We start from the raw sequence: 14,683 nt of genomic DNA, 5'->3' as shown, positions 1-14,683 counted from the left end.
CGTCACGCGTGATCCGATCGCCGCGACGCGTGATTCGAGCGCCGCACCTTGTGGATCGCGTGCTTTCACTCGTACATTTCGGGAATCGTTCGCCGACCTCGTCCGATCCGGGGTGTGTCATGGACCGTGCCCGACTGCGTCGACTGCTGGCCCGCGAGAGCGCGGACGCCGAACGGAGCAACCCCCGCTCCCGCGCCGCCCACGCCGACGCCGACCACCTGTTCGGCCGAGTGCCGATGACCTGGATGAACAAGACCGCCGGCGGCTTCCCCCGCTACCTGGAATCGGCGCGCGGCGCCCGGGTCCGCGACCTCGACGGGCACGAGTACGTCGACTTCTGCCTCGGCGACACCGCGGCCATGGCCGGCCACTCGCCCGCCGCCGTAGCCGACGCCGTACAGCACCGCTTCACCACCCTCGGCGGTGCGACCGCGATGCTCCCCACCGAGGACGCCGAATGGGTCGGCGCGGAGCTGACCCGCCGCTTCGGGCTGCCCCGCTGGAGCTTCTCGCTGACCGCAACCGACGCCAACCGCTGGGCGATCCGCCTCGCCCGGGCCGTCACCGGCCGTCCGAAGATCCTCGTCAACAGCTACTGCTACCACGGCAGCGTGGACGAGTCCCTGATCGTGACCGGCCCCGACGGCCACGGCGCCACCCGCCCCGGCAATGTGGGCGCGCCCTGCGACGTCACCCTCACCAGCCGCGTCGCCGAGTTCAACGACCTCGACCACCTGGAACGCGAACTCGCCCACGGCGACGTGGCCGCCGTCCTCATGGAACCCGCGCTCACCAACATCGGCATCGTGCTGCCCGAGCCCGGCTACCTCGCCGGCGTCCGCGAGCTGACCCGCCGTCACGGCACGCTCCTGATCAACGACGAGACGCACACCTTCTCCGCCGGCCCCGGCGGCTGCACCGCCGCCTGGGACCTGGAGCCCGATGTGCTGACCATCGGCAAGGCCATCGGAGGAGGCATCCCGGCCGGCGCCTACGGGCTCTCCGCCGACCTCGCCGACCGGCTGCTCGGCCGTACTGACCTCGACCTCGTCGACATGGGCGGCGTCGGCGGCACCCTCGCCGGCAACGCCCTCTCCGTCGCCGCCACCCGGGCCACCCTCGAACACGTCCTCACCGACAAGGCGTTCACCCATATGCACGCCCTCGCCGAGCGCTTCGAGGCCGGGGTGCGCGCGGGCATCGACGCCCACGGGCTGCCCTGGTCCGTCAGCCGCCTCGGCGCCCGCACCGAGTACCGCTTCACCGCCCCCGCGCCGCGCAGCGGCACACAGGCCGCGGCCGCCGGCGACTTGGAGCTCGAGGACTGCCTCCACCTCTACCTCGCCAACCGGGGCATCCTGCTCACCCCGTTCCACAACATGGCCCTGATGTGCCCCGACACCACCGAACAGGACGTCGACGCCCACACCGAGGTGTTCGCGGCGGCGCTCGGCGAACTGGCGGGCTGAGCGGACATGGACGAGATCGACCGGGCCATCCTGCGCGAACTGCAGACCGACGGCCGCATCGCCTACGCCGACCTCGGCCCCCGGGTCGGCCTGTCCGCCTCCGCCGCCCGCCAGCGGCTGCAACGGCTCCTGGACTCACGCGCCGTCCAGGTCGTCGGCGTCACCGACCCGATGGCCATGGGCCGCCAGGCCATGGCCCTCCTCGGCATCACCGCCGACGGGGACCCACGCCCCGTCGCGGACGCGCTGGCCGCCCACCCCGAGGTGGTCTACTCGGTGCTCACCTCCGGCGGGTTCGACCTCTTCGCCGAGGTCGTCAGCCCCACCGCCAAGGACCTGCTGGACTTCGTCAACGACACCGTCCGCCAGCTCGACGGCGTCGGCGCCGTCCAGTCGTTCCCCTACTTCGCCATCCACACCCACCGCTTCCTGTGGGACGTCGGCTGACAGGGCTCGGGGCGAGGGGGCAGGGCCGGCGGGCGTCGAGCGACGCCGGAGTCGCTTCCGGCGTCCGCGCCCCCATCGGGTAGAACTGGCTGCCATGCGCATCGATCACGACCCCGAGGTCCTGGGCTCGCGAGCCTTCTACCGGCTGCTCACCGCCGTCGTCGTGCCCCGGCCCATCGCCTGGGTGTCGACCCTGTCCGCCGACGGCGTCACCGCCAACCTCGCCCCGCACTCGTTCTTCACCGTCGCGTGCACCGATCCGCCGATCGTGCAGTTCACCTCCGTGGGCCGCAAGGACTCGCTCCGCAACATCGAGGCCACCGGCGAGTTCGTCGTCAACCTCGCCCCCGAGCCGCTGTTCGAGCAGATCAACGCCAGCGCCGTGGACTTCCCCGCCGAGGAGGACGAGTTCGACGCCGTCGGCATCGAGCGCGAGCCCTCCCTGCGGGTCGCCCCGCCCCGCGTGGCCGCCTCCCCGGTCGCCCTGGAGTGCCGACTGCACTCCACCCTGGGCATCGGCAACTCCACCCTCGTCCTCGGACAGGTCGTCCACGCCGTCGTCGACGAGGACGTCCTCGTCGACGGTCACCCCGACATCCGCCGGCTGCGGCCGCTCGCCCGGCTCGGCGGCGACGAGTGGAGCACCGTCGGCGAGGTCCGGGAACTGGCCCGCATTCCGTACCGCGACTGGCCGAAGAAGGGCTAGTTTCAGGACCGTCCGGGCCGGGAGCACGGGCCCGACGGCGGGCGCTCTGACAGGATCGGCGTATGACGATCCGCAATCCTGCCGACGGTTCCGGGCGCGCGTGCCGGTCGACGACGTCGGCGTACTCGATCGGCTCGGTCGGCTCCTTCCTCTCCGTGGGCTCGGTGGGCAGTGTGCTCTCCGTCGGGTCCGTGGGCAGCGTGCTCTCGGTCGGATCCGTGGGCAGCGCGCTGTCCCTCGGCTCCGTCGGCAGCTCCCTGTCGGTCTTCTCCGTCGGCAGTGTGCTGTCCGTGGGGTCGGTCGGCTCCGCCGCGTCGGTCCTTTCGGTGGGGGCCCGGAGGGGTGAACGCGTGGCTCTCCAGGGGCGGGCGGCGCGGTGGTGCGTGAGCGAGCGCGCCCTCGTGGCGGGGGCGGCGGGCGCGGCGATCGTCGCGCTGACGCTCCTTCGCATCCGGGCCGCGGGCTCGGGCTCCTCCCCGGCTGCGCGGACCGTCTGACGGTCTGCCCGGCGGGCGCCTTGCGAGGCCGGGCTGCCTGAGCGGCTGTCCGGGGCGGTCAGCCCTGGGGCGACACGGCGCCGGCCCCGGGCCGTGCGGCGCGCCCGATCCGCTCGCTGCGCCCGCCGTCCCCGGGGCGACCGCCGTGCGCGTCCCGCTCGTTGCGTCCGCCGTCTCCGGGGTGACCGCCGTGCGCGTCCCGCTCGTTGCGTCCGCCGTCTCCGGGGTGACCGCCGTGCGCGTCCCGCTCGTTGCGTCCGCTGTGTCCGTCCCGCCCGCGCCACTCGCGCGGCGAGAGGCCGTAGGCCCCGCGGAACACCCGGCTGAAGTGGGCGGGGTTGGCGAAGCCCCAGCGTTGGGCCACCGCCGACACCGTGGGCGCCGACGTGTCCCGGCGACGCAGTTCCCGGGCGCACTCCGCCAGCCGGCGCTGCTGGATCAACCGGGCGACGGTGACGCCCTCGTCCTCGAACAGCCGGTGCAGATAGCGCACGGAGATGTGGTGGGCGGTGGCCACCGTGTGCGGGGACAGCTCCGGGTCCCGCAAATTGCCGTCGATATGGGCGCGGACGCGCTGGACGAGGTGTTCGTGCGTGCCGGTGTCCCGCTCCCCGCCCTGCCCCGTCCGTACGCCGACGAGTGTGCCGAAGAGATCCACGACGCTCGCGGCCAGCCGCGCCGCGACGGCCGGGGAGCAGACCGGCGCCGAGGAGGTCAGCGCCGTCAGGAACGACACCAGCAGAGCGGCCGGCCCCTCCGAGGCGGCGAACGCGCTGCCGGTGACCTGCCGCAGCTCCTCCTCCGCGAGCCCGACGGCCCGTCGGGGCATGTGCGCGAACAGGGCGGAGAAGGGCTCCGGGAAGTCGAACGAGTACGGGCGCGTCGTGTCGTGGACGACGAGATCGCCCGTGCCGGCATCGGCCTTCCGGCCGTCCTGGACCAGCGTCGCCCGGCCCGCCGTCAGGACGCCCACCGCCACGTACTCCGTGTCGGCCCGGGCGATGTGCCGGTGCGTGCGGCCCGCCCGCTGCGGGTCGGCGTCCAGGGAGGAGACCCGCAGAGGCCCCAGGCCGGTGGTGGCGATCCGGCCGCGGAACGGTCCCTCGGCGCGCGCGGTCACCGCCATCGGACCCAGCGCCCGGTTCAGGGCGTCGCGCCAGTACGCGAGCTTGTCCTCGTCGGGAACCGAAGCCGTCGTCAGCACCAGGTTCACCTGGTTCTCCTCTCCACCTGTGCGGTACCGGCGGAGCCTCGGAGCCAGGGCGCGTGCGTGGGTGGCGAGGGCCGAGTGGGCCCGTTGCTGCCGATCCGCCGATCGCCTGGGGCGGGCGGCGACGCTGCGGCCCGGAAATCCCCGCCGCTTCCAGCCAAGCAGCGGCCCCCATCGGTCTCCAGGCAGGAAACAGGCAGAAACGTGAGGCGCGCGGGCACGCGGGCGCGGTGCGCTGTGGGGACAGCGAGGTGCGCTCCGGGACAAGACGCGGGGGAGCGCGAGAGCCGAGGATGACACCACGACGAGGGAATCCCCACCCGCCGGTGACGCCCGGTTTCCCCCGCCTCCGTCCTCGCGCTGCGGCGGCATGAGGACGGAGGCGGTGGAGCGCGGGCGTCACCGGCGAGGCAGGCGTGCGGGCGGGGCTTGTGCCCGGCGCCGGGCGAGGCGCGAGCGCCGGAGCGCACGGCGGCCGGTGGCCGGGTCTATGCGGAGCCCGCGAGGCGATCCAAGTGGGACCGGGACTTCGCGACCGGTTTCCGGTCGGCGTCCGGACCGAGACCGACGCAGCGGGTGAAGGCCTCGCGGGCCTCTTTCGCGCGGCCGGCGGACAGCAACGCCTCTCCCAGAAGGACGAGTTGGCGGCTCTCCAGTGCCACGTTGCCGTTCTGGCGGCAGATCGCCGCCGCGGTGCTCAGGTGGTCGACCGCCCGGTCCCACTGGGCCGCCGCCCCGTGGGCGCCGCCCAGTCCCGCGTGCACCGAGATACGGGCCGTGTCGGCGATGTGCGGTTCCAGCCGGTCGCCGGACCGCTCCAGGAAACCGAGCACGCGCGTGTACGCCTCGATGGACTCCTCCGTCAGACCCTGGTCCCGCAGGATCAGCCCGTGCCCCAACTGGGCCTGGAGACTGCCGTGCTGGTCCTCGACGCTCTCGAACAGCGTGGCCGCGCGGTACAGATGCTCCGCCGCGGGGGCGAGGTCCTCCAACTGCCGGTGGGCCCAGCCCCGGTAGAGGTGGGCCCATGCCTCCTGCCGGGTGTGTCCGGCGCCCCGCGCGGCGGCGAGAGCCTCGGCGGAAGCCGCCAGACTGTCCCCGGGACGGCCCTCGCACAGGAGCAGCGCCCACGCGTGATAGTTGACGTGCGTCGCCACCAGGACGGGATCCGCCAGCGCACGCGCACTGCGGGCGGCGCCGCCGAACACCTCGGGCCAGTGCCCCCAGAAGATCCACTGGTCGGAGAACCAGTGCAGCGCCTCGGCCACCTCCACCACCGTGGCGTGCTCCCCGGCGCTCGCGGCGGTGCGCAGGGCCGCCAGCCAGTTGGCGCCCTCGGCCTGGAGCCACCGGCGGGCCAGTTCGGCGCTCGACAGATCGACCGTGCCCCGCCACGAGGGCGGGGGAGCGCCGTGGTCCGGCTCGAACCAGCGGCCCGCGACCACCGCCGTGTCGAGCAGCCACCGGTACAGGGCCGCCCGCGCCTCCCCGGCCTCCCTCGCGCTCTCCTCGGCCTCCAGCCGGGAACGGGCGTACAGCCGCAGCAGGTCGTGGAGCCGGTAACGGTCGCCGTCCGTCCCCAGCAGCCCCGCCTCGACCAGCTCTTCGAGGGTGTCCTCGGCGTCGAACACCTGCCGCCCGGTCAGGGCGGCCGCGCCGGCCGCCCCCACGTCCGGGCCGGGCGCCAGCGCCAGCCTCCGGAACAACCGGGCTGCGGAAGGGGTGAGCTGGCGGTACGACAGGTCGAAGGCGGCGTCCACGCGCACGTCTCCGGCTGCCAGCGCGTCCAGCCGCCGGTCGTCGGCGGCGAGCCGGTCCGCCAGCCGTCGCACCGTCCAACCGGTGCGGGTGGCCAGCCAGTTGCCCGCGACGCGCAGGGCCAGCGGGAGATGTCCGCAGCGCTCGGCGACCTCGGCGAGAGCGGCCGGATCGGCCTGGGCGCGCTCCGCGCCGACGAGCACGGCGAGGAACGCGGCCGCCTCCCGCGGGCTGAGTTCGCCCAACGGCAGCCGGTGCACGCTCTCCAGTCCGGTCAGCATCCGCCGGCTGGTCACCACGACCATGCCCGCGCCCGCCGCCGGCAGCAGGGGCCGTACCTGCCCCTCGTCACGGGCGTCGTCGAGCACCAGCAGACAGCGCCGCTCGGCCAACAGCCGCCGGTACAGGCCCACATGACCCTGAGGCCCGGCCTTGACGAGGTCGCGGTCGGCCACCTGGAAGGCTTTGAGCACACCGAGGACCAGCTCGGCCGGACCGGGCGGATCGTCGTCCGTTCCCCGCAGGTCGAGGACCAACTGCCCGTCCGGGAAACGGTCGGCGAGATCCCGGGCGGCGTGCAGCGCGAGCGTCGTCTTCCCGGTGCCCGGCGCCCCGGAGACGGCCACCACCGGAGGCCCCGCCGCCCGGTCCCCGCGTTCACCGCCGGCGAGGAGCGCGAGCCGCCCCAGCTCCTCCTCGCGGCCCACGAAGTCGTCGATGCCGCGCGGGAAGGACCGCACGCCCACCGGGCTGTACCCGGCGGTGCGCCCGGCCCGCGCCGCCGACAGCAGCCGCTCCCGCAGCGCCTCGTCCAGCCCCAGACCGTCCGCCAGCGCGGCGACCGTCCGCCGCTGCGGAGCCGCCCGCCGCCCGCGCTCCAGATCGCCGATCCCGCGCACGCTCACCCCCGACGCCTCCGCAAGGCCCTCGATGGTCTGCGACGCGGACAGCCGCAATTCCCGCAACAGCGCCCCGAACGCCGTCCGCTCCCCGCTCAACCCCGCCCCTTCTGGCCGTCACGCCCCCTCCACGCCCCCGGGCATGATCATGCGAATTCTAAGAGAGCGCGCGCACCGCGCAGGACGCCGCGCCCGCCGCCGCGAGGGCGTTGTCAGTGGTCACCGGTAGCTTCGTTCTCGTCGCGCCGGATCGGGCGTGGCAGTCCCCCTGTGCTGCGCCGACACGGCGTGACACCGCTGTGCGCCGCAAAGGAGATGGTGCGTTGTCTGACTGGGAGAAGTCGAGCACGGCCCGGGTGGTGCCGCCGGCACGCCCGCGCAAACTCGCCAAGGTCCCCTTCGTCGAACTGGCCGACGGACGCCTCCAGGGCGTCGTCTCCAGCGGCTCGGACATCGAACGCGTGTATGTGTCGTCGGTCGCCGCCGGCAGCTACGCGTTCGCGTGCAGCACCAACAACAACCGCCCGTGCGGGGGCGCGCGCGGCTCGTTCTGCAACCACATCCGCGCCCTGGTGACCGAGGCCGTCCTGCAGTACGGCGCCCGGCGCGTCGCCCGGTACCTGCGCGTCGAGACGGCCGACGGCACGGAGTACGACGCCGCCTCCCTCACCTCCGCCATGACCGGCGCCCGGCCCCCGCAGGCCGACGGGAAGACGCTGGCGGCCCCCGTCTTCAGCCGCTTCCTGCGCCACCTCGCCTACCTCGAACTCGCGCCGGCCACCGCCCCCTTGCCGGAGATGCAGTGGTTCCCGCCGACCAGGGCGGAAGCGGCGGACGAGGCCGCGCGGGAACCCGGCCCGAGCGAGGGAGAGGGCCCCGCGTACCTCGGCGAGCCCGTCGACGGCCTGGACGAAGCCCTGGCGGCGGTCGACGCCCTCGACCGCGCCCTCGCCGCGGGCCTGCTGCGCCCCCAGCCCGCCCGCGCCGCCGACCTCGAGGAACTCGCCCGTGCCGTCGTCGGCACACCCCTGGCCGACCGCGTCGCCGAGGCGGCTCAGAAGGCTGCGGCCGGAGCCGCGGGCGAGGACCACTTCCTCGCCCTCGCCGCCGCCCGCACCGCCCTGCTCGGCGCCGCCCACGACGCTCTGACGGCCCGCGTCGACGACGCCACCGGCCGCGCCCGCGCCGAAAGCGCCGTGGCGGAACCGGGCGAGGAGCGCACGGTCAACCTGCTGCTGGCCGCCCGCACCTGGCTCACGGACCTCGCCCGCACCGGCTGGCAGGGCCTCGACCACGAACTCGCCGGAGCGGCCGCCCCGATCGTCTCCGCGATGCTCCCCGACCCCGCCCTGCGCCGGCTGGCCACGCTGCTCGACGGCTTCGCCGCCGAACTCGCCGCCTCCTGCCCCGGCGCCGGCCAGGAACGGTTCCCCGCACGCCGCTGGGGCGACCTGTGGGCGCGCGCCCTGCTGCTCACCCGGCCCGGCGCGGCCGAGCCGGCAGCCGTGGGCTCGGCCACCGGCCGGCTGCTGCCCCTCGGCGTCGACCTGCACGAACACGCCACCGCCGCGCAGGCCCAGGTGCACGCCGTGTTCGAACCCGCCGACGGCGGACCGCCCCGCCTGGTCCGCGCCAGCGTGTCCACGCCGAAACCGGACACGGTCGTCGCGGCCGGCGTCTGGCAGCTCCTGCGCCCGCATCTGTCGCTGCTGGCCGCCCTCGGCGAAGGCCGGGCCGTGGACCTCGCCGACATGCCCCTCACCGACGGCGGTGACCTGCTCTGGGACGAGGAGCGCGCCCGACCGGGCGAAAGCGCCGACGCGTTCGCCGCCGCCCGCGTCGTCCTGCCCACCGCGACCGCCCCGCCGACGCCGCCCCTGGACCGGCACCCCGCGCGGCTGGCCGAACCGGTCTTCCTGGAGGGCTACGACGTCCGGCGGGACGGCGACACGCTCGCCTTCACCGTCGCCGGGCGGCCCCTGGCCGTCGACACCGACCGCATCCCGGCCGCCGGACCGCTCACCCTTGAGGCCGTCGAGGCCTCCGGGGCCTGCCTCGGCCTGCTCCGCTGGGACGGCGGGCGGTTCCGCGTGCAGCCGCTCGCCGTGGAGACGACCGTGCGCAGGAAGACCGTGACCGTGCAGGCCGGGGCGTGGGCCGGCGGCACCGCCGACAAGGCCGGCGTCAAGGCGGAGAAGGCCGCGACGGACGCGGTCACCGTGCTGCGGGAGCGGGCGGGGAGGCTGCTGCGGAAATGACCGAGCCCATGAACGAAGAGGCGCCCGAGCCCTCCGTCGAGCACGAGGGCTCCCGCGAGGCGGCCCCGCACGACAACCGACGCCAGGTCCTCTACTGGCGACTGCTCGCCCGTCTCTTCGACCCCGAGGAGCAGGCCGCGCTGGAGTCCGCGAGCCTCGCCGTCGTCGAGGACCTCGGCCTGCCGACCGCACTGCTGGACCCGCGGGCCTCCGTCGACTCGATCGTGCAGCGCCACCCCGCACTGGCGGCCGAGTTCGACGGGCTGATGGCCCCCGAGCCGCCGGAAAACGCAGAGGACGAAGACACCGGCGCCGGACGCGACCGGCCCGCCGAGGTGCGGCGGGCGGCCCTGGTCTCCAAGGTGCTGCTCAACGTCTTCGCCACCGGCAGCGGATCCGTCAGCGCCGGACAGCTGGCGCGCTGGCAGTCCGACGCCGGCTGGCTGGAGCGCGCCCTCGGCTGCACGCCCGGCGACCTGCGCGGCGGCCGCCCCGGCGGCCGTGGCGCCGCCCCCACCGGATCCGGCGGGGGCGCCGCGGCACCCGACCTCAGCCGGCTGATCCCGCAGATCGGACCGGAACTCGGCGCCCTGGAAGCCGACCTCGTCAAGCGCATGCGCCTGCGGGAAGTCCTGGCCGACCCCGCGCTCGCCGCACAGCTCACCCCGAGCATGTCACTCATCGAGCAGCTCCTGCGCGACAAGGACAACCTGTCCGGCGTCGCCCTGGCCAACGCCAAGTCGCTCATCCGCCGCTTCGTCGACCAGGTCGCCGAAGTCCTGCGCACCCAGGTCGAGAAGGCCACCGTCGGCGCGATCGACCGCTCGGTCCCGCCCAAGCGGGTCTTCCGCAACCTGGACCTCGACCGCACGATCTGGAAGAACCTCACCAACTACAGCCCGGAGGAGGAACGGCTCTACGTCGACCGCCTCTACTACCGGCACACCGCCCGCAAGACCACACCGCAGCGGCTGATCGTGGTCGTCGACCAGTCCGGCTCCATGGTCGACTCCATGGTCAACTGCACCATCCTCGCCTCGATCTTCGCCGGACTGCCGAAGGTGGACGTCCACCTCATCGCGTACGACACGCGGGCGCTGGACCTCACCCCCTGGGTGCACGACCCGTTCGAGACCCTGCTCCGCACCCAGCTGGGCGGCGGAACCGACGGCACGGTCGCCATGGCCCTCGCCCAGCCGAAGATCGCCGAACCGCGCAACACCGTCGTGGTGTGGATCTCCGACTTCTACGAATGGCAGAGCGAGCCGCTGTTCGACAGCATGGCCGCCCTGCACCGCTCCGGCGTCAAGTTCATCCCCGTCGGATCGGTCACCAGCTCCGGACGCGGCAGCGTCAACCCCTGGTTCCGCGAGCGCTTCAAGGACCAGGGCACACCGGTGATCTCCGGCCACATACGCAAGCTCGTGCACGAGCTCAAGAACTCCCTCACCTGAAAACCCTCATCGGAAAGGCCTGTTGATGTCCGACCTGTTGCGCGCCCCCGCCGAGATCAAGTACGCCGAGGAACTGGACTGGCTGGAGTCCGTCGACGACAGCCCCAAGCCGTTCTCCTGGCGGCTGTCGCCCAAGATGGTCCGGCTGTTCATCCTCGGCTCCGAGCGCGCCGACGGCCTCGACCGGGAGATCGCGCCCAAGTGGTTCGGCGACCGCAGCTTCGTCGAGCGCTCCATCGTCACCCTCGCCTCCGACCGCGGCCTGCTGCTCATCGGCGACCCCGGCACCGGCAAGAGCTGGCTGGCCGAGCTGCTGTCCGCCGCGATCTGCCGCAACTCCACCCTGGTCGTACAGGGCACGGCCGGCACCACCGAGGACCACATCAAGTACTCGTGGAACGTGTCCATGGTGATCGCCAAGGGACAGTCCCGCGAGTCGATGATTCCCTCACCCATCATGACCGCGATGGAAGCCGGCTCCATCGGCCGCTTCGAGGAGCTCACCCGGTCCACCAGCGACGTCCAGGACGCGCTGATCTCGATCCTCTCCGAGAAGTACATCTCCGTCCCCGAACTCGGCGGCGACGGCGACGCCGACAACATCGTGTTCGCCAAGCCGGGCTTCTCGGTCATCGCCACCGCCAACAGCCGCGACCGGGGCGTCAACGACCTGTCCTCCGCGCTCAAGCGCCGCTTCAACTTCGTCCGCATCCCCGTGGTGACGAACAAGAAGAGCGAGGCGGAGATCGTCCGCTTCCGCACCGAGGAACTGCTGCGCCGCCACCACATCGACCTGGACGTGCCGCCCACCCTGCTGGACGTGCTGCTGCAGAGCTTCGCCGACCTGCGCGCCTCCGCCGCCGCGGCCGGCAGCGACGACGAGAAACTGGAGTCCGCACTGTCCACGGCCGAACAGATCGGCGTCCTGGAGGACGCCATCCTGCACAGCAACTTCTTCGGCGAGCGCGCCCTCACCGCACACACCCTCGCCTCCTCCCTCGTCGGCTCCCTCGCCCGCCGCGAGCCCGAGGACCTCGCCATCCTCAACAAGTACCTGCACGGCGTGGTCGAACCCCGCAGCAAGGAACAAGGCGGCTCCTGGCCGGAGTTCCTGGAGGGCGGCCGCGACGCGATCGCGACCCTGTCGTGAACGGCGGCACGAACGGCGGCGCCTTCGACGCGCTGCGCGGCCAACTCCACGAGGCCGCCCTCACGTTCGCCGACGGGCCCGGCGCGCTGGAGGGCATCCTGCGGGGCATCGTCGACGACGTGGAACGCGCGGTGCGCGAACCGCTGGAGATCTTCCCGGTCTGCCACCACTCACCGGCGTCCGCGCTCGCCATGGCGCGCCGGCTGCGCGAGAAACAACCGAAAGTGGTCTACCTGGAGCTGTGCGAGGACATGGCGCCGCTCCTGACCGAACTGCGCAACTGCCGCCTCCCGGTGGCCGTCCAGGCCTTCGCCGGCGAGGTCGACGGCTTCCCCGCCGACTGGTCGCCGCTGTCGGTCGTCGCCCCCGTCACCGAGGCGTCCGCCGAGTACCAGGCGATCGCCTACGCCCTCGACACCCCCGGCGTGGAACTCGTCCTCGTCGACCGCTCCTCCGACCACGTCTTCCAGTGGGAGACACCGCCCGCCGCCGAAGGGACCGACCCCGACGCGCCGCCGGCCGACGAGGAGAGCGCCCTGCACGGCGACGCCGTCGGCGTGGAGATCGGCGACCTGCGGCCCCGCTTCGCCGAACTGGAGGAGCACCTGCTGCGCCACGGTCGGGTGCGGCACTGGTCGGAGTGGTGGCACCAGTACGTCGAGGTCCCCCTCGGCGACGGCGACCACGACACCTACCGGCAGGTCATGCTGCTCATCGGCAGCCTCTTCCGGCGGCTCGCCCCCGGCGACACGCGGCGGGTGCGCGTCGACGAGGACCGCGAACGGTACATGTGGACCCGGATGCGCGAACACCTCGCCGCCACCGGGACCGACCCCGCCGACTGCCTGTACGTGTGCGGCGCGTTCCACGCGGCCAGCCGGGTCGCCGAGTTCGGCGTGCACGGCAGCGACACCTTCACCATCACCCCGCGCACCCCCACCAAGTGGCTGCACGGGCTGATCCCGTCCAGCCACGCGGCGATCGAGGCGCAGTTCGGCCTGGCCGCCGGCTCGGTGTCCATCGCGGCGACCCAATGGGCGAAGAACCTCCAGCGGACCGGCGTCACGCCGTACCGGCTGGCCGGCCAGCCGGGCGCGAGGAAGAGCACCCGCGCGCGCAAGGCCCTCCCCGCCCCCGCACCCGCGGGCGCACCCGCCGACCGGCTCACCGGCTTCCTCCAGCGGCCGCCCGCCCTCGACCCGCTCGACGAGGCCGAACTGCTCGGTTGGTCCGTGGACATCGTGCGGGCCTCCCGGCGGAGCGGCTACCTCGCCTCCACCGCCGACGCCATCGCCGTCTTCGAGACGTCCATCCTGCTCGCCGGGATGCGAGACCGCGTCAAGCCCACTCCGTACGACTTCCAGGACGCGGCGATCACCTGCATCGAGAAGGACGCCGTGCCGGGGCGGCGGGACGTGCGCCGGCTGGTCGAGATCATGATGGGCGGCGACCGGATCGGCCGGGTCGGCTACGACGCGCTGCCGCCCCTCGCCCGGGACGTGCACGACCGCCTCGCCCCGCTCGGCCTGAGACTCCAGCAGCGGGGCGTCCAGCGGGCCCTGCTCGACATCGCCGCGCGGCCCGAGCTGGAGCGCTGCTCCGACGTGCTGTGGATGCTACGTCGTCTGCTGCCCCAGGGCGCGGCCCGCATCGTCATGGGCGACCGCACCTTCGGCGAGCGCCCCATCCAGGAGTCGTGGGACCTGGCGCTCGGCACCCACGAACGGGCCCTGATCGAGCTGGGCTACGAAGGCGTCAGCATCGAACAGGTCCTCGAGCAGCGGCTGCGGCGGGCGGCGTACGCCCCGCAGGCCACGACCGCCCAGGTCCTGGAAGCCGTCGAGGACGCCATCCTTCACCTGCGCAGCCGCCGCCTCGCCGACGAACTCGGCACCAGGGCCCTCGAAGTGCTGTCGGGCGAGCGCAGCGTCGACGGCGCGCCGGAGGTGCTGCGCCGGGTCCGCAGGCTGCTGACGCACTACCGCACCAGCGAACCCGTGCTGCCGCCCTGGATCGAGTCGTTCGTCAAGACCGGTTACGCGCACTACTGCACGCTGCTGCCCACGGCGTTCACCGACGAGGACGCCACCGTGCGCCAGGTCGGGGCCACGCTGGGCTTCCTGTTCGGCATGGAGCACCTGGCCCTCTCCCTCGGCTGCGACAGGGCCCAGCTCGAACTCGCCCTGGCCCAGTGCCACCCGGAGGAGCCGTCCAGGACGGCGCTGTTGTGGGCGGCCCAGACCCATCTGGGCACCCTGTCCCGGCCGGCCCTGCGCTCCCGCTGCGACGCCCTGCTGGCCGACCCGCTGGCGCTGCCGGCCTACCCGCGCTACCTCAGCGGCTTCCTGCACGCCCTCGAACCGGTGCCCGCGCTGGCCGACTTCGTCGTGGAGGCCGTGTCGAACGCCTTCGCCCGCCTGCCCGACCCGGTCCTGCTGCCCTGGCTGCCCACCCTCGTCACCACCCTGCGCGCCGACGGCGCCGAACTGGCCCCCCTCCTGATCCGCGAGGCCGCCCGCCTCTTCCCGCCCGGTCTCCAGGACCTGGACGCCTGGACCCCGCCCTGGCTGCGGGACCACCGCCCCGCCCCGCTCTCCGCTCCTCACCCCACCACGGCCCACCCTCTGCCCCTCCTCACCGGCCACCCCACCACCTGCGACGCCCTGGCGACCCATCTGGCCTACCCGGGCACCTGGACAACCCCCCACCCCGGCCCCCACCGGCCCACCCTCCTCGCCCACCACCCCACCACGACCGAGGCACTGGCGGTCCTGCTGGCGATCCCGGCGGGCTGAGCACGCAACGGGCCCCCGCCGGGACGGCGGGGGCCCGTGT

Annotated in this window: 9 protein-coding genes and 2 pseudogenes; 9 read left to right on the top strand and 2 right to left on the bottom strand. The window is 73.8% G+C overall.

Features of this window, described 5'->3' with window-relative positions; translation table 11 throughout:
• Window positions 1–119: 119 nt before the first annotated feature.
• The 4 genes from ACIRS4_RS09790 (at window position 120) to ACIRS4_RS09775 (ending at window position 3,119) form a co-directional block, all read left to right on the top strand.
• Complete coding sequence (locus ACIRS4_RS09790; RefSeq protein WP_404192526.1) at window positions 120–1,469, top strand: transaminase; 1,350 nt, start codon at window positions 120–122, stop codon at window positions 1,467–1,469.
• A gap of 6 nt (window positions 1,470–1,475) precedes the next feature.
• Window positions 1,476–1,916, top strand: a complete 441-nt coding sequence (locus tag ACIRS4_RS09785) for an Lrp/AsnC family transcriptional regulator (protein ID WP_404192523.1) — start codon at window positions 1,476–1,478, stop codon at window positions 1,914–1,916.
• A 94-nt stretch (window positions 1,917–2,010) separates the two neighbouring features.
• Window positions 2,011–2,622, top strand: a complete 612-nt coding sequence (locus tag ACIRS4_RS09780) for a flavin reductase family protein (RefSeq protein WP_402158866.1) — start codon at window positions 2,011–2,013, stop codon at window positions 2,620–2,622.
• 62 nt (window positions 2,623–2,684) lie between these two features.
• The gene (locus ACIRS4_RS09775) at window positions 2,685–3,119 is read left to right on the top strand and encodes a hypothetical protein (RefSeq protein WP_404192520.1); all 435 of its coding nucleotides are present in this window, start codon (window positions 2,685–2,687) and stop codon (window positions 3,117–3,119) included.
• A gap of 274 nt (window positions 3,120–3,393) precedes the next feature.
• On the opposite strand, the pseudogene ACIRS4_RS09770 reads toward ACIRS4_RS09775, so the two are convergent.
• Window positions 3,394–4,332, bottom strand: a pseudogene (locus ACIRS4_RS09770) (helix-turn-helix domain-containing protein); the annotation flags it as partial.
• A gap of 485 nt (window positions 4,333–4,817) precedes the next feature.
• Window positions 4,818–7,085 (bottom strand): ATP-binding protein, encoded by a 2,268-nt coding sequence (locus tag ACIRS4_RS09765; protein ID WP_404192516.1) that lies wholly within the window; start codon window positions 7,083–7,085, stop codon window positions 4,818–4,820.
• A gap of 200 nt (window positions 7,086–7,285) precedes the next feature.
• Between ACIRS4_RS09765 and ACIRS4_RS09760 the strand changes: the two are divergent.
• The 5 genes and pseudogenes from ACIRS4_RS09760 to ACIRS4_RS09740 form a co-directional block, all read left to right on the top strand.
• A pseudogene (locus ACIRS4_RS09760) lies at window positions 7,286–7,816 on the top strand (hypothetical protein); the annotation flags it as partial.
• 75 nt (window positions 7,817–7,891) lie between these two features.
• Window positions 7,892–9,244: a hypothetical protein gene (locus ACIRS4_RS09755; RefSeq protein WP_404193089.1), complete on the top strand. Its 1,353-nt coding sequence runs from the start codon at window positions 7,892–7,894 to the stop codon at window positions 9,242–9,244.
• On the top strand, window positions 9,241–10,698 hold the full coding sequence (locus tag ACIRS4_RS09750; protein WP_404192513.1) for a VWA domain-containing protein: 1,458 nt from the start codon (window positions 9,241–9,243) through the stop codon (window positions 10,696–10,698). Before ACIRS4_RS09755 ends, ACIRS4_RS09750 begins: the two co-directional genes overlap by 4 nt.
• A 25-nt stretch (window positions 10,699–10,723) precedes the next feature.
• Window positions 10,724–11,848, top strand: a complete 1,125-nt coding sequence (locus ACIRS4_RS09745; RefSeq protein WP_404192510.1) for an AAA family ATPase — start codon at window positions 10,724–10,726, stop codon at window positions 11,846–11,848.
• The gene (locus ACIRS4_RS09740) at window positions 11,845–14,643 is read left to right on the top strand and encodes a hypothetical protein (protein WP_404192508.1); all 2,799 of its coding nucleotides are present in this window, start codon (window positions 11,845–11,847) and stop codon (window positions 14,641–14,643) included. Before ACIRS4_RS09745 ends, ACIRS4_RS09740 begins: the two co-directional genes overlap by 4 nt.
• The last annotated feature ends 40 nt before the right edge of the window (window positions 14,644–14,683 follow it).

Origin of the sequence: Streptomyces sp. NPDC101166 (genome assembly GCF_044768125.1) — a bacterium.
Taxonomy (GTDB): Bacteria; Actinomycetota; Actinomycetes; order Streptomycetales; family Streptomycetaceae; genus Streptomyces.
Note: the sequence above shows the minus strand (reverse complement) of the source record. Positions and strands in the feature narration are given on the sequence as shown.